The organism is Thiothrix unzii, assembly GCF_017901175.1.
In the GTDB taxonomy this organism is placed as follows: Bacteria; Pseudomonadota; Gammaproteobacteria; order Thiotrichales; family Thiotrichaceae; genus Thiothrix; species Thiothrix unzii.
Genome location: NZ_CP072793.1, coordinates 2,711,948 through 2,730,986 on the forward strand (window position 1 = coordinate 2,711,948; position 19,039 = coordinate 2,730,986).

Genomic DNA, 19,039 nt, shown 5'->3' on the forward strand with positions numbered 1-19,039 from the left:
TAGTCATGTTGTTTGCCGCCCTTACTGCCACTCTCGAAACCGCGTTCAATGCATGGCTGGCGTTGGATGCCCAAACACACGGCAATGCCCGCAGCCGTTTGCAGGCGTTACAAGGTAAGCTGATTTGCCTGCACATCAGCAACCCGGATGTGCAACTGTACTTTTTGCCCACGGCTGATCAGGTGCGTGTAACCACCCGTTACGCCGCCGCACCGGATGTCACCATACACGGTAGTGCCTTGGGGTTAATGCGGCTGTCTGCCAGCAACGATGCCGGTAAAGCCATGTTGGAACACGGTATTAAAATCGACGGCGACATGGGATTGGGCAATCACTTTAGTCAGATCTTGCGCGAAATCGACGTGGATTGGGAAGAACTGCTGTCGCGTGCCGTTGGCGATGTTGTGGCGCATCACTTAGGTCAAGTAGTACGCAATGCCCAAGGTTGGCTGGGCGATTCGTCCCATGCGATGCGTTTAAATACCCAAGAATATTTGCAGGAAGAGGCGCGAGTGGTTCCCGCCGATGCGGAAATTCGCCAATATTTGGATGCGGTCGATACCCTGCGTGCGGATACCGACCGTTTGGAAGCGCGGCTTAAACGCTTAGAAAAGCCTTAATGCCGCTCATTTCAGCAAGCACACACCCGGTTTACTGGCATTGCATACCCGCCCTTCAACACGCGGTGCGATGCCCGCACTCCCTGCCTGCTGCAAGGCTTCCAGCACTTTGTCCTTGAGTTCAAGGCGGGGCTGGTCGGGGGCAACAATGAGATTTTCGCCCAACATCCGATAACCATCCTGATCACCACTGGCATCCAGCAAATAATCGTTGGTGACTGCCAGCAAGGTTTCGTCCGCCTGAATCGGACGCAACCCCTGCGGGGTGATCAAACTCAATTGCTCCGCCGTACCGGTTGCCGGATTGTGCTTAAATGCAAAGCCGCTAACTTGTAGCCAACGCCCATTACCCGTCCAATCGGTGATGGCGTGATTCACTACTGCTTGCAATTGCGCCCCACTCAAGCGAATCATCGCCAAACGGGTGGGATAAGCAAACAAGGTATCGAGGTGTCTACGGTTCAATTCACCCGCTGGAATATTTTGGTTTAAACGCATTCCACCCGCATTCAAAAACGCAATCTGCGCCCCCTGATCGGCAAAACTGGTGCGGGCAGTATCTGCCAACCAGTTACCGAGATTGGTTTCAAAGCGGCGAATGGTTAATTCTTCAGCGATCAAATCCACCGCCGTTTTCCCCAACACTTGGGTCAAACAAGCGTTGGATTCACCTCTTTCACCGCAAAAACCTTCGGCAAAACGTGCATCCCACTGGTTAATTCGTGCGACCACCCCAGCATCTGGGGTGTATTTACCCGGCAAATCGACAAAGGTGACAGATGACTGTTTGGGATTTGCCGCATCTAAACGGACGACGGCAGCACTCATCGCATCCGCATCGGCCTTGACAATGCGTCGCCCGTTAACTTGCACACTTTGACGGTCGTGCTCATGCCCACCCGCAATCAAATCGGGCGCGTCATCGCCCAATTGTTCCAGCAGCGCACGATCTTCTTTCAGGGTTAAATGGGTTAATGCAATCACCACCTGCGCCCCTTGCTGGCGCAATGCCCGACTGGTGGTGCGCACCGCCTGCATTGGCGGAATGAAACGACGGATGTAGTCTGCCCCTTTTACATCCGTCGTTGCACTCAATACCCCGACCTTGACCCCATTCAGCGTGATTAACTTACTGGGCAATAAATTATCGGCTTGCACCATCTGTCGCCCCGGTTCAATGCTTTTAAACTCAACGTTGGTTCCCAGCCATGCAAACTGTGATTCTGTAATCCGGCTTTGCAGCAACTGCGCGTGTTTCAGTTTACCTTTCTCAAATTCGTGATTGCCAAAGGTAATAAACATATGCTCATCAAAGGCTGCCCCATCACCATCGAGGTAATTTAATACGTCGACCATTTGCTCACCGTCGTAACGCTGGCTCAATAACGAGGGAAACAGGAAATCCCCCGCGTGCAGCATCAACACCTCACCTTCGGATTGCTCCAAACTGGCACGCAAATGACGCACGTAAGGCAAATTATCTAGGCGGTAGACATCGTTAATGACCAGAATGGTCAACGGTTTTTCAGGAGTAACGCCTTCATCGGCATCTTCAGACGACCAAGGCAACACGCTACAAGCGGTCAGCCAAGGCAATAACAGGCAGGTCAGCAGCAAGCGTTTCATAATTAGGCCATTCGTTAACTTCGTTATCGTCGCATTATAGGCCATTACACTCGCCACCGTCAGTATCGCGGAAAGCCGGTAGACTCTCCGCGATGAAGTCGCTATTTATTACCAAGCAACGAATTCGGTCACTTTATCCACCAATTCATCCGCGTATAAATCGAGGAAGAAGTGATCCGCACCATCCACCGTTGCTACGCTGAGATTATCTTGCTTAACGCCTTCCAACTTCGCAGGCAGATCAGCCACCACTTCGTCTTCCGAACCCATCACAATCAGCATCGGCTTTTTGATTTTCGGTAACAGACTTGGGGTATTCAAACGCGCATCATCTTGGTAATAACCCAGCACTGCTTTTGCGGTAGCCTTGGCTTTTTCGCAGTACACGAAACCGGGAACTTCCATAACGCTATCGCCTTTACCCGCATCGACTAATTTTTTAGCCTCCGCAACAATATCAGCAAGCGGTTTGCCGTAACGTTCCGCGTATTCTTTCGCCGCTTTCTCTGGGTCAGCGGTGGCAGGCGCAACAGTAATCACTTTAGTCAGCAACTCTGAATCTTTTTCAGCAGCATACCATGCGACTTGGTTGCCGCCACGCGAATGCCCCAGTAATGCCACTTTAGTAGCACCTTGTTGTTTCAACCATTGCATCCACGTCTCCAGTTCTGCCACTGCATCGGCGTGTTGGTGACGGTGTTCGATGGTGCAATCCAACATATCCGAAGCGCGTTTGTCGATGGCGTAGCTCAGGTTGGCACGCAAGGTGTTATAGCCTTTGTCTTTCAACAAATCGCTCAACGATTGCATGATTTCCATCTTGTTGTGCGCCAGCGTGCCGTGCAACATCAAGATCACCCCGTCTTTAGCGGTTTTACCTTCGGCTAAAGTCAATTCACCACGTAGAGTTAAATCACCTTGCTTCACGGTGATTTCTTCCGCGTATGCCGGAGCAAACAGTACACCTAAAGCCAACGCCACAGTCATCGTTATGCGAGAAAAAACGCTCATTATCATCCTCCTGCCGAGTTAAACGGGTTAAATGCCCATCGCTTGTTTAGCGATTTGGTATTTTACAAAATCCAAACGGTTCACCAACGATAACCCTGTATTACGCAGTATTTTCCAAGGGGCTAAGGTATTCCCAAAGAGCAGGCGGAAACCTTCCATCGCCTTTTGCGTCAACACATTATCACCGCGCCGCGCCCGCTCATAAGCACGCAACACTGCCACACTACCCACATCGCCACTGCTTTTTAATAATTGTTCAGCTAAACCCAACGCGTCTTTGATACCCAGATTCACGCCCTGCCCCGCCAATGGGTGAATCGTGTGCGCGGCATCGCCCACCAAAGCAAGGCGTGGCTGAATGTAAGGTTCCGCATGACGACCACGCAATGAAAACGCCGCACGCTCCCCGACTGCCGTAACCTCACCCAAACGGTAATCCAACGCTTGCGCTACTTCCCGGCAAAAATCCGCATCACTCAGCAGCAACATCGCATCGGCACGGTCAGCGGGTAATGTCCACACAATTGAACTGCTGCCATCGCTTAACGGCAAAAACGCCAGCGGCCCAGACGGCATAAAACGTTGCCAAGCGGTGTCTTGGTGAGACAGTTCCGTCTGCACCACACACACCAAACCTTTTTGCCCGTAATCATTGGTTGCTAAACTGATTCCCGCCAATTGGCGCACTTTCGATTGCGCACCATCTGCGCCGACCAGCAATTGCGCTTGTAACGTTGTGCCGCTGTGTAACTGCACTTTCACGCTATCCGCACCGACTTCAAATGCCGCCAGTTTATCGGGGCAGTATAAATCCACATTATCCAGTGCTTGAATCGCATCCAGTAACGCGCACTGAATCACACGATTTTCCACAATATGCCCTAAATCTGCCTCGCCCAGATCCGCCGCATCAAAACGGATTTGCCCCGAACCCGTCGCATCCCACACCTGCATCGCCTCGTAAGCGCACGCCCGTCGCGCCACCACGCCTTGCCACGCTCCCGCATTCACCAGCGCACGTTGTGACGCACGGCTAATCGCAGAAACCCGCAAGTCGTAAGGGTCGGTTGCCGCAAACGGCGCGGGTGCATGGGCTTCCAACACTGCCACGCGCTTACCGGCGTTGCCCAATAAACAAGCGAGGGTGGAACCCACCATACCGCCCCCGGCGATGATGATGTCGTATTGCATAATGCTGTCCTCAAGGTTGATGTGCGCGTATCCGCTGCACAATACTCGGCGCATCCAAACCGCACGCCGCCAATTGCTCTTCGCGCTGTGCATGATCAATGTAACTGTCAGGCAAACCCAAATTCAATACCGCCACGTTTAAGCCAGCCGCGTGTAAACATTCGTTCACCGCACTACCTGCCCCACCCATAACCGCATTGTCTTCGAGCGTCACCAATAAACTGTGAGTTTGCGCCAATTCGCGCACCATTGCCTCATCCAACGGCTTCACAAAGCGCATATTGATCAAAGTTGCGTTCAGTGATTCAGCCACCGCACGCGCGGTATCCAACAAGGAACCAAATAACAAGATGGCAATGCCTTCACCACTACGCAAGCGCAACGCCTTACCCAACGGAATCGCCGTCATGCCGGTTTGCGGCATCATGCCCACACCCTTGCCACGCGGGTAACGCACCGCCGTCGGTACGTCTAAACAAAACGCGGTGTAAAGCATTTGCCGACATTCATCTTCGTCCGCCGGAGCCATGACCACCATATTGGGAATACAGCGCAAATACGATAGATCGTAATTACCCGAATGCGTCGGGCCATCCGCCCCCACCAAGCCCGCGCGGTCAATCGCAAACACTACGGGTAAATTTTGCACCGCCACATCGTGCAACAACTGATCGTAAGCACGCTGCAAAAAAGTCGAATAAATCGCCACGACCGGTTTCAAGCCTTCACACGCCAGCCCTGCTGCCAACGTTACCGCATGTTGTTCCGCAATCCCCACATCGAAATACCGCTCAGGAAATTGCTCGGCAAACGCCACCAGCCCCGACCCTTCACACATGGCCGGAGTAACGCCCACCAAACGCGGATCTTGTGCCGCCATGTCGCACAACCACTGCCCAAACACCTGGGTATAGGTCGGCGTTGAAACCTTGTTACTCGCTACCAAACCCGTCGCCAAATTAAACGGCGATACCCCGTGATAGGCGCACGGGTCTTCTTCCGCTGGCTCGTAACCTTTACCTTTTTGGGTCAGCACGTGTAATAAGCGCGGGCCTTTGATTTTTTGCAGGTTGCGCAACACATGCACCATTTCCTGCACATCATGACCGTCAATCGGACCAAAATATTTAAAGCCCATTTCCTCAAACAACGTACCGGGTAACACCATGCCCTTCATGTGTTCTTCGGTGAGTTTCGCCAGTTTCGATAAAGAACGGCTGCTGGAAAGCACTTTTTTGCCACCTTCACGCATGGTGGAATACATCCGACCAGACAGCAGGCGCGTTAAATATTTACGCAAAGCCCCTACGTTGGGTGAAATCGACATTTCATTGTCGTTCAGCACCACCAGTAGATTCGCGTCCAAGTCACCGGCATGGTTTAACGCCTCATACGCCATCCCCGCCGTCATCGCACCGTCACCAATCACCGCAATCGCTTGGTAATCTTCGCCTTTGTGCTGGGCTGCCAACGCCATCCCCAACGCCGCGCTGATAGACGTGCTGGAATGCCCCACCCCAAAGGTATCGTATTCACTTTCACAACGCTTGGGGAAACCCGCCAAGCCACCTTGCTGGCGGATGCTATCCATACGCTCACGCCGCCCCGTCAAGATTTTATGCGGGTAAGCCTGATGCCCCACGTCCCACACCAAACGGTCTTGCGGCGTATTGAACACATAATGCAACGCCACCGTTAATTCCACCGTTCCCAAATTGGAGGAAAAATGCCCACCTCCGGTCGAAACCGAGGTTAACAAAAACTGGCGTAACTCATCGCATAAGACAGGTAACGCCTCTATACCCAGCTCGCGCAAATCAGCGGGAGCATTTATTTTCTCAAGCACCTGACGATACCCCTCAAGGTAGGATTTTGGTTGTTAGCATTGTGGTAAGTATCCGTCGTTTTTATCATCGTAGTCGCTTCACGGTAAAATCAGCTATTTCGCGCAGCGCGTGTGCGCCATCACCAAACGGCTCTAATGCGTGCAACGCCTCTGTGTGTAAATCGTGTAATTTCGCTTTAGCAGCAGCCATGCCAATAATAGAAGGGTAAGTTGGCTTGCCTGCGGCGGCATCTGCACCACGGGTTTTACCCAAAGTTTGGGTGTCGCTTTCCACATCCAAAATATCGTCTTGCACTTGGAAGGCCAGCCCTAAACATTTGGCAAAATGATCAAGGCGTTGCACCGCCAAGGCATCCACCACTTCGAGACTGTAAGCCGCCAACAATACGCTGGCACGAATTAACGCCCCGGTTTTGTGGATGTGCATATTTTCCAGCTCGATTTCGCCCAACACCTTGCCGACTGCTGCCAGATCAATCGCCTGACCGCCCACCATACCGCGTGAACCAGCCGCTTGCGCCAGCAATTCAATCATGCGCAAACGTTGCGCAGGGGATGCGTGTTGTTTCGGGTGTGCCGCCAACAATTGAAACGCCAACGCCTGCAAACCATCACCCACTAAAATCGCCGTCGCCTCATCAAAGGCTTTATGACAAGTCGGTTTACCGCGTCGCAAATCGTCATCGTCCATCGCGGGTAAATCATCATGCACCAACGAATACACGTGGATTAACTCCACCGCCGCCGCTGGAATATCTAAATGCACCTGAGCAATGCCTAACGCCTCACCTGCTGCGTACACCAGCAACGGGCGCATCCGCTTACCACCGTCCAGCACACTGTAACGCATCGCCTCATGTAAACGCGACGGGTGTGTAGCAGCCGCAGGCAACACGCTGTCTAATACCGTTTCAATGCGATCTTGCCAACCTTGCAGGCGCGTATGCACATTTAACATCAAACTTCTCCCAATGCTGGGAAATCACGCTCCTGCCCATCCGCCGTGAGCAAGGTCACGCGCTGTTCGGCTGCCTTCAAAGCACTTTGGCACTGGCGAGTTAACTGCACCCCGCGCTCAAATGCCTGCAACGAATCATCCAGTGTCAAATCACCACTTTCCATGCGCTGCACCAACGCTTCCAATTCCGCAATCGCCGTCTCAAAATTCGCTGGCTGCACCGCTGCGGCGGCATCCGTTTGCTTTTTTGGCATCACTTGACCCTGCCCCGATAACCGTAAATGCGCTAGTAAAGCGTAACTGTCGCCGGGGGGCAAGTCCACACACGCAATCTTTGGGGAACTTGGCAGAAATGCACTAGACTAACCAGCTTACGACTATCCGTAACGGAGAACTGCATTCGTGTCCAACATAACCAACAAAACCTTAGGCAGCTTAGTGTGCGTATTCCTGCTGCTCCCTAATGCATGGGCGGAAACCTTTCAACATGCACCGATCAACCCCATTCCACCCGTCACCGCACCCACACCGGCTACACCTCCAAGCGCACCCAGCGTAACTGCATCACCTGCACCCGTGGCTTCACCCGCTGCGGTAACAACCGCACCCGGCGTGGCGCGTTCAGCTTTCACTTCGGCGATTGCGGCGCGTGAACCCACCAATCAGTTAACCCGCATTAACGCCGGGCAACAAGTGTATTACTTCACCGAGCTAGTGGGTTTACAAGGGCGCGTGGTTAATCACCGCTGGGAACGCGATGGCGCATTTCAATTGGGTTTGCAATTCCCGGTAACGGGCAGCCCTTGGCGGGTACATTCCAGCAAAAACATTTCCCCTAACTTGCCCGGTACATGGACAGTGACTGTCCAAAACGACGATGGCACTATTCTCAAGCGCGAAACCCTCATCGTTGATCCGGTCGTGACAAATGCCGTGCCTACACCGATGATTCCGCCGCCAGCGCAACCCTTAACGGCTATTCCACCGGAACTGCAACGCCAACCAGCGGAACGTCCGGCAACACCGGCGAGTACATCAGTACCTACAGCAACAACACCTGCCGCCACGGTTACGCCACCAGCAGTAGTTCCACCTGCCGCACCAACGCCTGCTGTGCCTCCATCAAGTAGCGATAAACGCCCCATTTGGGAAACATTGTCGCGTTAACCCCCTAAAACGACAAACGGGCTAATCGCCCGTTTGTTGCTTCACAATCCCGCTCATGCATTAGAAATTACACAAGACCAAGGTAAATTGAATGTCTTTCTTAATTTGTTTACCACGATCTGCCATCATATCCGCATTCACAAACCGCAAGGTAAAGCGTTGTTTGCCCGCACTGATTTCCGGGAAACAATCCAAGCTGACGGGTAATTCCACCCGCATCATCTGATAAGGTTTACGCCCTTCCAAAGTTGATTGGAAGAAACCGTCCTTACCCACTTCATCGCTACGTTCACCAAAATCGCGGATTATGTCCAAAATATCGTGCGCTGCTGCGTTCGCCGCCTCATAAGGGGCTGACCATTCCTGCAAATCTTCTAAACGCACCGCAATAGCCTGATCTTGCCAGTAATTAAACAATGGCAAATCGAACCCATTGATACCACCCGGCAAGGTGGAACGCTGCCGCAAGCTGTTAAAGAAGGCGTGATTTTTCAGGTGATTACCCAATTGCCCGCGCTGCTGATACAACACATCGCTGTGATGATTGAGCTTTTCTAAGACCTGATCCAATTTGGCAGCATCCGCAGCTTCGTCACGCAGCAATAAACGTGCGGACTGCCCTACGCGGTCAATTTCTTTGAGGATTTCACTTTTGACATCTTGTCGCGCTGAAAGATTGTATAAATCCAGCAACAAGTGCAGCGCGGCAACGGTATTTTCAGGGCGGGGGTCATCAGAAACATGATATTGAAATCGTGCCATCAACAATTCAAGACGCATAAATAGGCGAATTTTTTCATTGAGAGGCTGTTCGTAACTAATCATGCGGAGTTCTGACATTCGGCGAATTTCTTCGCTTAACGGTTGCTTGTAGATAGCCATAGGATACTCGAAGCGCAGCAAGGTTCCCATTATATACCAAGAAAACCACAAAAAGATCAACTAAGTGGCGGTATTTCCTGCGTATTTGTGGTGTAAGGTGTCAATTTTGTTATTAAAATCAGCCAGTGAACCGACATTTTCAATAATATCATCAGCCCGGAATAAACGTTCATCGCGAGGGATTTGTCGCTGCATAATCGACTCAACCAACTCGATAGTACTGCCATCACGCTGGCTAACACGTTCGTGCTGTTGCGCAGGCAGACAATCAATCACTAACACGCGGTCAAACAAGGTGTCGTAATGCTTTTCAAACAGCAACGGCACATCAACCACCACGTAAGGCGAACCCGCCGCCATCGCCGCCGTCATATCGCGCACAATCGCCTCACGAATACGCGGGTGCAATATTGCTTCCAACTGCTGTAAATGTGCTGTGTCGTTAAACACTGTCTGGCGTAACCACGCACGATTTAACGAGCCATCCGCTAACAATGCAGCACCCCCGAATAACTCGGCAATCGCTTGCAAGGCGGGTTGCCCTGCTTGCACCACTTCACGCGCTACGATGTCGGCATCAACGATGGGAATACCTAAGTCACGAAATCGCTTTACGGCAGTCGATTTACCGCAGCCAATACCACCTGTTAAACCGATTTTCAACATGAAATCGCCAACAACGCAAAAAGCCAGTTAAGATAACCGGCCTTGGTATCTGCGATATAAAGCGATTTAAGCGGAAGCTTGCAGTGCTTTGATATGGGCATTCAAACGGCTCTTGTGACGTGCCGCTTTATTCTTATGAACGATACCCTTGTCCGCAATGGAGTCGATCACTGGAACAGCAACATTGAAAGCAGCAATCGCAGCTTCACGATCACCGGCAGCAATAGCCTTCAGAACGTTTTTGACTTGAGTACGCAGACGGGTACGCAGGTGACGATTATGCACGCGGTTTTTTTCGCTCTGGCGTACACGTTTTTTGGCTGATGCTATGTTAGGCAAGGGTATTCTCCCGAAAAACCAATCCGAAAATAAGGCGCGTATTGTGCAGTAATTCACGGCACGCTTCAACACCTTACCACTAAATATTTACTGAATATGCTCAAGAATGCCGTCAAGCTCATCCAAGCTATTGTATTCAATCACTAATTTACCTTTACCGCTGCGATTGTAGCGAATCGCCACCTTCGCACCCAAGGTATCTGCCAGACGCTGCTCAAGGCGCACCACATCGGGCGAAGGTTTGAAGGCTGGAATTTCCACATTGGTGTTTTCCAGCACTTGCTTGATTAACCGCTCGGTATCACGTACTGACAATTGACGCTGTGCCACCAACTTGGCGATTTCTACCTGTTTCGCGCCCTGTAAAGCCAGTAACGCACGGGCATGACCCATTTCAAACTGCCCAGCATCTAACAGGGCTTTGACTTCAGGCTGCAACTCTAGCAGGCGCAGTAAATTCGTTACTGCGACCCGTGAACGCCCCACGGCTTCGGCAGTTTGCTGGTGAGTCAAACCAAACTCATCAATCAAACGGCGTAATGCACCCGCTTCTTCGAGGGCATTGAGGTCTTCGCGCTGAATATTTTCAATCAGCGACATTGCCGCCGCTGCTTGATCAGGAATATCACGCACCACCGCCGGAATATCGTGTAACCCTGCCAGTTGTGCCGCACGCCAGCGACGTTCCCCAGCAATAAGCTCGTATTCACCGCCGTTGAGTTTGCGCACCACGATGGGCTGCACTAAACCTTGCGCCTTAATGGAGTCTGCCAGCTCTTGCAGGGCATCCGCATCCATCCGGGTACGCGGCTGGTATTGACCGGGGCGTACCCGCTCAACCGGCAAACGCTTGAGTACGGTGTCTTCGGTATCAGTGGACTGACTGCGGGCGGAACTCAGCAACATATCCAAGCCGCGCCCTAACCCCGGCTTCTTAATCATGGATTAACTCCAGCGGCGGCACTCACATCTTTACGCAACATTTCAGCCGCCAGTGCCAGATACGACAATGCGCCGCGTGAGCTTTTGTCGTAATCCAACGCCGATAAACCGTGGCTGGGGGCTTCTGCTAAACGAATATTGCGCGGAATTGAGGTGTTATAAACTTTGTCTTTAAAAAATACGCTAATCTGATCCGATACATCCCGCGATAAATTGCTGCGTGGGTCATACATAGTGCGCACTAAACCCATGATTTGTAAATCTGGATTCGCTGTTTGCGCAATGCGTTCAATGGTGTCCACCAACGCGCTCAAACCTTCCAGTGCGTAGTATTCGCATTGCATCGGAATCAACACGCCATCCGCCGCCACCAGTGCATTCACGGTCAACATATTCAGCGAAGGCGGGCAATCAATCAAAATGTAATCGTAATTATCACGAATCGGAGCCAACGCCTCACGCAAATGGTATTCGCGCCGCTCCTTGGTCATCAAACTAACTTCAGCTGCGGTAACATCCGGCGAGCCAGGTAATACGTGCAAGGAACTGTCGGGTAATTTGCGTAAAATTTCGGAAACGTGCGCATCCCCCAACAACACGTCGGTCAACGATACCTGCTGCCCGTGCTTTTCCAAACCGATGCCGGTCGTCGCATTCCCCTGAGGGTCAATATCAATCAGCAACACCCGCCGCTTCATTGCCGCTAAGGAGGCTGCCAAGTTGACACTGGTAGTCGTCTTACCAACGCCACCTTTTTGGTTCGTCACCGCAATGACTCGCGTCATGGTTTACTCTCGCTGTAGTTCCAACAGATGCCGTTGCGCATCCAAACCGGGTACTTGCAGGGGATGCTCCGCCACGACGCGCCAACCGGTGGGCAGTGCTGCCAACTCATCGGCGGGGTAACGTCCCTTCATGGCGTAGAGGATACCACCTTCACACACCTGTTTGCCGGTAAAGGTAACAAAATCATGGAGTGAGGCAAAGGCGCGGCTGATAACTGCGTCAAAACACACCTCAGGCTGCCAACTTTCGACACGGGTTTGCACCACCTTGACGTTTTTTAAACCTAATTCCAACACCGCTTGCTGCATAAAGCGGGTTTTTTTGCCATTGGTATCCAGCAAGGTAAATTGCCGCTGTGGTTGCACAATCGCCAACGGAATACCGGGCAAACCTGCACCGCTCCCCACATCAAGGCAGGTTTCACCGCGCAAAAACGGCGCGACACTCAAGCTATCGTCCAAATGCACAATTTGCATTTGTGCTGGGTCACGCACCGCCGTCAGGTTATAAACCTTGTTCCAGCGTTGTAATAATTGCAGGTAATGCTGGAGTTGTTGCTGCTGTTCCACGCTTATCCCGCCTTTTTCAGATAGACCAGCAACAGCGAAATCGCGGCGGGCGTAATGCCGGGAATGCGTGCCGCCTGCCCCAGCGTGACCGGACGTTGATTTTGCAACTTCTGGCGCACTTCGTTGGAAAGCCCGCGTACCAAGGCGTAGTCTAAACTATCCGGCAAGCGAGTTTCCTCGTTGCGGCGTTGCTTGTGAATTTCTTCTTGCTGCCGGTCAATGTAACCGGCGTATTTGCATTGAATTTCCACTTGTTCCGCAACTTTCTCATCAGCCACTGGCTCGCCCACCGCTGGCAAGCTGGTTAACGCGGCGTAAGTCACATTGGGGCGACGCAATAAGTCATACAACTTGTATTCACGCGACAACACATCACCGAACACCCGCTGACTGTCTGCGGCACTCACTGCCGTCGGCTGTAATACCGTGGCGCGTAACCGCTGCTGTTCGCGTTCAATTGCCTCGCGCTTTTCACAAAAAGCCGCCCAGCGGGTGTCATCCACCAAACCCAACTCGCGCCCGGCTTCGGTTAAACGCAAATCGGCGTTATCTTCACGCAATAATAAACGGTGTTCCGCACGGCTGGTGAACATCCGGTAAGGCTCTTTCGTGCCTAGCGTGATTAAATCATCCACCAACACACCGAGGTAAGCCTGATCGCGACGCGGATACCACCCGTCTTTTTCCTGGGCATACAAACCCGCGTTCAAACCCGCCAGCAAACCTTGTGCAGCCGCCTCTTCATAGCCTGTTGTGCCGTTGATTTGCCCGGCGAAAAACAAACCTTGCACCGCCTTGGTTTCCAGCGTCGGCTTCAAATCACGCGGGTCAAAGAAATCGTATTCAATCGCGTAACCGGGGCGGGTAATGTGCGCGTTTTCCAACCCGGCCATCGAGCGCACCAGCGCGTATTGCACATCAAACGGCAAGCTGGTGGAAATACCATTGGGGTAAACTTCGTGGGTATCTAAGCCTTCCGGCTCAATAAAAATCTGGTGACGGTCTTTATCCGCAAAGCGCACCACCTTGTCTTCAATCGACGGGCAATAGCGCGGACCAATCCCCTCAATCACCCCGGTATACATCGGCGAACGATCTAAACCGCCACGAATAATCTCGTGCGTCGTGGTATTGGTATAAGTGATGTAGCACGAAATTTGTGGTGGATGCTCATCCGCACACCCCAAAAACGAAAACACTGGCGTAGGTGTATCGCCGGGTTGTTCTTCCATTTTACTAAAGTCGATACTGCGGGCATCAATGCGCGGCGGCGTACCGGTTTTCAAACGATCCACACGAAACGGCAATTCACGCAAACGCTGCGACAACGCCAACGAAGGCGGATCACCCGCACGTCCACCCGCATGATTGCTCAAACCAATGTGGATTTTCCCGGCAAGAAACGTCCCGGAAGTCAGCACCACGGCACGAGAGGTGAAGCTCAAACCCATTTGGGTACGCACCCCCACCACGCGCTCGCCTTCCAGCAATAAATCATCCACCGCCTGTTGAAACAGGTACAAGTTGGGCTGATTTTCAACAATAGTGCGAATCGCAGATTTGTAACGGATACGATCAGCTTGGGCGCGAGTGGCACGCACCGCCGCGCCTTTACTGGAATTGAGAATGCGGAATTGGATACCACCACGGTCGGCTGCGTGAGCCATTGCCCCGCCCATCGCATCAATTTCCTTGACCAGATGACCCTTGCCAATACCGCCAATGGCAGGATTACAACTCATTGCACCAATGGTTTCGATATTGTGGGTCAACAACAAGGTACGCTGCCCCATACGTGCAGCAGCAAGCGCGGCCTCAGTTCCGGCGTGTCCGCCACCGATGACGATGACATCGAAAGATTGGGGGTAATGCATTGACTATAACCTCACAAATACGTGCTGCCCGGCTGTCCTGCTTCAGTTTGAATGCCTAAGCGCGTGAATAATTGCTGATCGTGGCTTTCGCCCGGATTGTCAGTAGTCAGCAATTTATCGCCGTAAAACATCGAGTTTGCACCCGCAAAAAAGCACCATGCCTGCATTTCATCAGTCATATCGGTGCGGCCTGCGGACAAGCGCACGTAGGACTTCGGCATCATAATCCGCGCCGCCGCTACCACCCGAATAAACTCGAACGGGTCTAATTTATCCACACCTGACAATGGCGTGCCTTCGATTTTCACCAGATCATTAATTGGCACAGATTCAGGGTGAAATTTCATATTCGCCAATTGCTGCAATAAACGCGCACGATCCTGACGGGTTTCACCCATACCTAAAATACCACCGGAACACACGTTAATACCGGCGTTACGCACATGATCCAAGGTATCCAGACGATCTTGGTAAGTGCGTGTAGAAATCACGTTGCCGTAAAACTCCGGCGAGGTATCAAGGTTGTGGTTATAGTAATCCAAACCTGCGTCTTTCAAACGCGACGCTTGACGATCCGTCAACATGCCCAAGGTTACGCAGGTTTCCATGCCCAACCCCTTGACCGCCTGCACCATTTCGATGACGCGCTCAAGGTTCTTATCAGTAGGATTACGCCATGCAGCACCCATACAAAAACGGGTTGCACCTTGGGTTTGTGCGGTTTTAGCGGAGTCGATCACTTCTTGCAACGGCAGTAATTTCTCGCGCTCCAAGGAGGTATCGTTTTTGGCACTTTGCGAACAATAACCGCAATCTTCTGGGCAAGCCCCGGTTTTGATACTTAGCAAGGTGCTAATTTGCACTTGATTCGCGGCAAAATGTTCCCGATGCACCTGATGCGCCTTGAACATCAAATCGCTGAATGGCATTGCCAATAAGGCATTAACCTCTTCGATGCGCCAATCGTGACGTAATTCAGACATTTTTATTCCTTCAGTGGGGCGATGACTTAGGCGTATCTTGCCATGTTTCACGGTTAATCAGCAGCAATTGACGAATGGACAGCGGCAATAAAATAACGATACAGCCAATCCATAATGCCCACCACCAGTTCACAAAAAAATCACCGGGCGCGAACGTCAAAATCGGAACCAAGCCACCCGCCAAACCGTAATAGTGATAAGCCGCAATTTGGGTATAGTACCCCACTCGTACATTGGGATGATGACGGAACATGGCGTACACCAAAATACCCGCACCAAACCACAAAATAAACACCGGAAAAGGGATCAACACCGAAAGGATATTGCCATAATAAAAGACTTTGGCTGTTTTGCGTGAGCTGGCTGCTTCGACAACCTGTTGATTATCCTGCATGGGGCACTCCATCTAAAAACGCAAAAAGGCCGAACAATGTCGGCCTTCCTGAACACATGCAACAGCAGGAATTATTCCGCTGCGGCTTGCTGCCCAGCATCTGCTTCATCAACCAGCGCAACGTAAGCCATCGGCGCATTGTCACCAGCGCGGAAACCGCACTTAATGATACGCAAATAGCCACCTTGACGCTCTTTGAAGCGCGGGCCGATGTCAGTAAACAACTTACCAACGATTTCTTTATCACGTAAACGTGAGAAAGCGATACGGCGGTTGTGTACAGAATCTTCTTTAGCACGAGTGATCAGCGGCTCTGCTACACGGCGCAATTCTTTGGCCTTAGGCAGAGTAGTCTTGATCGCTTCATGACGAAGCAGTGAATTTGTCAAAGCTTGCAGCAAGGCTTTACGGGCACTGCTATCGCGGCTTAATTGACGACCAGTATTACGGTGACGCATTTTCTATATCCTTCAAAACCCGTGGTTAAGCCACTTTGCTTTCACGGTGATCAAGACCTGCGGGTGGCCAGTTATCTAACTTGGTTCCCAAAGTCAAACCATGCTGTGCAAGCACATCTTTAATTTCGGTCAGGGACTTCTTGCCCAGATTCGGTGTTTTCAGCAACTCAGTTTCAGTACGCTGCACCAGATCACCAATATAGAACAGGTTCTCTGCTTTCAAACAGTTAGCTGAACGTACAGTGAGTTCCAAATCATCTACCGGCCGCAATAAAATTGGGTCGATTTCTGGTTGTGACTCTTCACGACGTACAGGCTCTTCAATCCGCAGATCAAAGAAAACCGCCAACTGCTGTTGCAGAATCTGCGCCGCCATACCGATGGATTCTTCAGCATTCACAGAACCGTTGGTTTGGATTTCCAAAACCAATTTATCCATGTCAGTACGCTGTTCAACACGCGCACTGTCTACGTTATAAGCAACGCGCATGATTGGGCTATAACTAGCATCCAATACTAACGTGCCTAATGGCAGCTCTGGAGAATCCGGGCCGCGACGTACAGAAGCTGGTTGATAGCCACGACCACGGGTAATGGTCAAGCTCATTTCCAGCTCAGTATCGTCTTTGGTAATGTGAGCAATAACGTGTGAAGGATCAATGATCTCAACATCGTGATCACGTTCAATATCTGCCGCCGTGACTACGCCCTTACCTTTCTTTTTCAAAGTTAAGGTAGCTTCGTCACGCGCATTCAAACGAATCGCCAACTTTTTGAGATTCAACAGAATCTCAACCACGTCTTCTTGCACACCTTCAATACTGGTGTACTCATGTACCACGCCAGCAATTTGTACTTCGGTAATCGCACTGCCCGGAATAGAGGACAGCAGAATACGACGTAACGCATTACCTAACGTGTGACCGAAGCCACGCTCCAACGGCTCAAGCGTAATGCGGAAGGTGTTTAAACCTGCCTCTTGCACTTGAACGTTGCGCGGCTTCAGCAATTCTGTTGTTTTCGAGGTCATACTGGTCTCTCGAACCTGATCAGTGATTACTTGGAATACAATTCCACAATCAGTGATTCATTGATTTCGGATGGCAGGTCGCTACGGTCTGGCACAGATTTAAATGTGCCTTTCAGTGCTTTCCCGTCCACGTCAACCCATGCAGGGAAACCGATCTGTTCTGCAACAGTTACAGCGTCCTGAATGCGGGTTTGCTTCTTGGACTTTTCACGGATTTCGACAACATCACCCGCCTTCACTTGGTAAGAAGGGATATTGACGGTTTGACCGTTCACACTGATTGCCTTATGGCTAACCAACTGGCGAGATTCCGCGCGAGTGGAGCCAAAGCCCATGCGATAAACGACGTTATCCAGACGGCATTCTAACAGTTCCAACAAGTTTTCACCGGTGGAGCCTTTGCGACGTGCCGCTTCTTTAAAGTAGTTACGGAATTGACGTTCCAGCACACCGTAAATACGACGAACTTTCTGTTTTTCACGTAACTGCACACCGTAGTCAGACAAGCGTGCTTTATTTTCGCCGTGTTGCCCTGGAACTTTATCCAGTTTGCACTTCTTCTCCAGAGAGACACCACGACTCTTGAGGTAAAGGTCAGTGCCTTCACGTCTGCTGAGTTTGCAGGTAGGGCCAATATAACGTGCCATGATTATCTCCCGTTACACACGACGTTTCTTAGGTGGACGGCAACCGTTATGCGGGATAGGCGTAACGTCCACGATAGTGTTGATCTTGAAACCGACGTTGTTCAACGCGCGGACAGCAGATTCACGACCAGGGCCAGGACCTTTGACTTCAACATCAAGGTTCTTCAAACCATAATCTTTAGCTGCATTACCAGCACGTTCGGCAGCAACCTGCGCTGCAAACGGGGTACTTTTACGTGAACCACGGAAACCAGAGCCACCGGAGGTTGCCCATGCCAGTGCATTACCCTGACGGTCAGTGATGGTCACGATAGTGTTATTAAATGATGCATGGATGTGCGCAACACCGTCTGTGACAGTTTTCTTGACCTTCTTACGAAGGTTAACAGTTGCACCTTTCTTAGGCTGTCTTGCCATTACTTACTCTACCTGCGATCTATTTATTTGCGAATCGGACGACGAGGGCCTTTACGGGTACGCGCATTCGTTTTAGTGCGCTGTCCACGCAGTGGCAAACCACGTCTGTGGCGGATGCCACGGTAGCAACCCATGTCCATCAAACGTTTGATGCTCATGGAAACTTCACGACGCAGATCGCCTTCAACAATAAATTTGCCTACTTCAAGACGAACGCGCTCAACTTGTTCTTCTGTCAAGTCACGGATTTTGGTGCTAGGGACAATGTCCGCAGCTTTGCAAATATCCGCCGCGCGTGGACGACCAATACCATAAATGGCAGTAAGGCCGATTACCACGTGTTTATTGACAGGAAGATTAATACCCGCAATACGAGCCATTAAAAACTCTCCAGACTACCGGAAAAGCCAGCGATTATGCCGGAACCTTTCGCTATTATCAACAAATAACCTCTGACCAGCAGAGGTTATTTCATAAATCCCATCGCACAGCATCGGGACAAAAACTTACTAGCCTTGACGCTGCTTGTGGCGCGGATCAGAGCAAATGATACGTACCACGCCATTTCTGCGGATAACCCGGCAGTTACGGCACAATTTTTTAACTGAAGCTCTAACCTTCATGACAAAAACT

23 protein-coding genes are annotated in these 19,039 nt (G+C 51.3%); 2 read left to right on the forward strand and 21 right to left on the reverse strand.

Going from position 1 to position 19,039, the window contains the following annotated elements; translation table 11 throughout:
* The first annotated feature begins 5 nt into the window (after window positions 1-5).
* Window positions 6-620, forward strand: a complete 615-nt coding sequence (locus J9260_RS13500; protein ID WP_210218252.1) for a ubiquinone biosynthesis accessory factor UbiJ — start codon at window positions 6-8, stop codon at window positions 618-620.
* 6 nt (window positions 621-626) lie between these two features.
* On the opposite strand, the gene J9260_RS13505 is transcribed toward J9260_RS13500, so the two are convergent.
* From J9260_RS13505 to J9260_RS13530, 6 genes are all read right to left on the reverse strand, one after another.
* A complete protein-coding gene (locus tag J9260_RS13505; protein ID WP_210218253.1) occupies window positions 627-2,246 on the reverse strand; it encodes a bifunctional metallophosphatase/5'-nucleotidase in 1,620 nt (539 codons plus the stop codon).
* 108 nt (window positions 2,247-2,354) lie between these two features.
* Window positions 2,355-3,257: an alpha/beta hydrolase gene (locus J9260_RS13510; RefSeq protein ID WP_210218254.1), complete on the reverse strand. Its 903-nt coding sequence runs from the start codon at window positions 3,255-3,257 to the stop codon at window positions 2,355-2,357.
* Between the two features lie 27 nt (window positions 3,258-3,284).
* Window positions 3,285-4,448, reverse strand: coding sequence for a UbiH/UbiF/VisC/COQ6 family ubiquinone biosynthesis hydroxylase (locus J9260_RS13515; RefSeq protein WP_210218255.1), 1,164 nt, complete (start codon window positions 4,446-4,448; stop codon window positions 3,285-3,287).
* A 10-nt stretch (window positions 4,449-4,458) separates the two neighbouring features.
* Entirely contained in the window at window positions 4,459-6,294 is a 1,836-nt protein-coding gene (dxs, locus tag J9260_RS13520; RefSeq protein ID WP_210218256.1) for a 1-deoxy-D-xylulose-5-phosphate synthase, read from the reverse strand.
* A 64-nt stretch (window positions 6,295-6,358) separates the two neighbouring features.
* The gene (locus tag J9260_RS13525; RefSeq protein ID WP_210218257.1) at window positions 6,359-7,252 is read right to left on the reverse strand and encodes a polyprenyl synthetase family protein; all 894 of its coding nucleotides are present in this window, start codon (window positions 7,250-7,252) and stop codon (window positions 6,359-6,361) included.
* Window positions 7,252-7,575, reverse strand: a complete 324-nt coding sequence (locus tag J9260_RS13530; protein ID WP_407058177.1) for an exodeoxyribonuclease VII small subunit — start codon at window positions 7,573-7,575, stop codon at window positions 7,252-7,254. The genes J9260_RS13525 and J9260_RS13530 overlap by 1 nt, the downstream gene beginning before the upstream one ends.
* Window positions 7,576-7,654: 79 nt before the next feature.
* On the opposite strand from J9260_RS13530, the gene J9260_RS13535 reads away from it, so the two are divergent.
* A complete protein-coding gene (locus tag J9260_RS13535; RefSeq protein WP_210218258.1) occupies window positions 7,655-8,419 on the forward strand; it encodes a DUF2914 domain-containing protein in 765 nt (254 codons plus the stop codon).
* 60 nt (window positions 8,420-8,479) lie between these two features.
* On the opposite strand, the gene zapD is transcribed toward J9260_RS13535, so the two are convergent.
* The 15 genes from zapD to rpmJ form a co-directional block, all read right to left on the reverse strand.
* Window positions 8,480-9,301: a cell division protein ZapD gene (gene zapD, locus J9260_RS13540; RefSeq protein ID WP_210218259.1), complete on the reverse strand. Its 822-nt coding sequence runs from the start codon at window positions 9,299-9,301 to the stop codon at window positions 8,480-8,482.
* Window positions 9,302-9,361: 60 nt separating this feature from the next.
* Entirely contained in the window at window positions 9,362-9,967 is a 606-nt protein-coding gene (gene coaE, locus J9260_RS13545) for a dephospho-CoA kinase (protein WP_210218260.1), read from the reverse strand.
* A gap of 66 nt (window positions 9,968-10,033) precedes the next feature.
* Window positions 10,034-10,306: a 30S ribosomal protein S20 gene (gene rpsT, locus J9260_RS13550; protein WP_210218261.1), complete on the reverse strand. Its 273-nt coding sequence runs from the start codon at window positions 10,304-10,306 to the stop codon at window positions 10,034-10,036.
* A gap of 87 nt (window positions 10,307-10,393) precedes the next feature.
* Window positions 10,394-11,248 carry a ParB/RepB/Spo0J family partition protein gene (locus J9260_RS13555; protein WP_210218262.1) on the reverse strand — a complete coding sequence of 285 codons (855 nt, stop codon included), beginning with the start codon at window positions 11,246-11,248 and terminating at the stop codon, window positions 10,394-10,396.
* Entirely contained in the window at window positions 11,245-12,033 is a 789-nt protein-coding gene (locus tag J9260_RS13560) for a ParA family protein (protein WP_210218263.1), read from the reverse strand. Before J9260_RS13560 ends, J9260_RS13555 begins: the two co-directional genes overlap by 4 nt.
* A 3-nt stretch (window positions 12,034-12,036) precedes the next feature.
* A complete protein-coding gene (rsmG, locus tag J9260_RS13565) occupies window positions 12,037-12,603 on the reverse strand; it encodes a 16S rRNA (guanine(527)-N(7))-methyltransferase RsmG (RefSeq protein WP_246499455.1) in 567 nt (188 codons plus the stop codon).
* A 2-nt stretch (window positions 12,604-12,605) separates the two neighbouring features.
* On the reverse strand, window positions 12,606-14,477 hold the full coding sequence (gene mnmG / locus J9260_RS13570; RefSeq protein ID WP_210218264.1) for a tRNA uridine-5-carboxymethylaminomethyl(34) synthesis enzyme MnmG: 1,872 nt from the start codon (window positions 14,475-14,477) through the stop codon (window positions 12,606-12,608).
* Window positions 14,478-14,488: 11 nt separating this feature from the next.
* Window positions 14,489-15,460 (reverse strand): biotin synthase BioB, encoded by a 972-nt coding sequence (bioB, locus tag J9260_RS13575; RefSeq protein ID WP_210218265.1) that lies wholly within the window; start codon window positions 15,458-15,460, stop codon window positions 14,489-14,491.
* 10 nt (window positions 15,461-15,470) lie between these two features.
* Window positions 15,471-15,854 carry a hypothetical protein gene (locus J9260_RS13580; protein WP_210218266.1) on the reverse strand — a complete coding sequence of 128 codons (384 nt, stop codon included), beginning with the start codon at window positions 15,852-15,854 and terminating at the stop codon, window positions 15,471-15,473.
* Between the two features lie 71 nt (window positions 15,855-15,925).
* Window positions 15,926-16,312, reverse strand: coding sequence for a 50S ribosomal protein L17 (gene rplQ / locus J9260_RS13585; RefSeq protein WP_210218267.1), 387 nt, complete (start codon window positions 16,310-16,312; stop codon window positions 15,926-15,928).
* Window positions 16,313-16,337: 25 nt separating this feature from the next.
* The gene (locus J9260_RS13590; RefSeq protein ID WP_210218268.1) at window positions 16,338-17,342 is read right to left on the reverse strand and encodes a DNA-directed RNA polymerase subunit alpha; all 1,005 of its coding nucleotides are present in this window, start codon (window positions 17,340-17,342) and stop codon (window positions 16,338-16,340) included.
* A gap of 26 nt (window positions 17,343-17,368) precedes the next feature.
* Window positions 17,369-17,989 carry a 30S ribosomal protein S4 gene (gene rpsD, locus J9260_RS13595; protein WP_210218269.1) on the reverse strand — a complete coding sequence of 207 codons (621 nt, stop codon included), beginning with the start codon at window positions 17,987-17,989 and terminating at the stop codon, window positions 17,369-17,371.
* A gap of 12 nt (window positions 17,990-18,001) precedes the next feature.
* Window positions 18,002-18,406, reverse strand: coding sequence for a 30S ribosomal protein S11 (gene rpsK / locus J9260_RS13600; protein ID WP_210218270.1), 405 nt, complete (start codon window positions 18,404-18,406; stop codon window positions 18,002-18,004).
* Between the two features lie 23 nt (window positions 18,407-18,429).
* Entirely contained in the window at window positions 18,430-18,786 is a 357-nt protein-coding gene (gene rpsM, locus J9260_RS13605) for a 30S ribosomal protein S13 (protein WP_210218271.1), read from the reverse strand.
* 129 nt (window positions 18,787-18,915) lie between these two features.
* Window positions 18,916-19,029 (reverse strand): 50S ribosomal protein L36, encoded by a 114-nt coding sequence (rpmJ, locus tag J9260_RS13610; RefSeq protein WP_002709743.1) that lies wholly within the window; start codon window positions 19,027-19,029, stop codon window positions 18,916-18,918.
* Window positions 19,030-19,039: the final 10 nt, after the last annotated feature.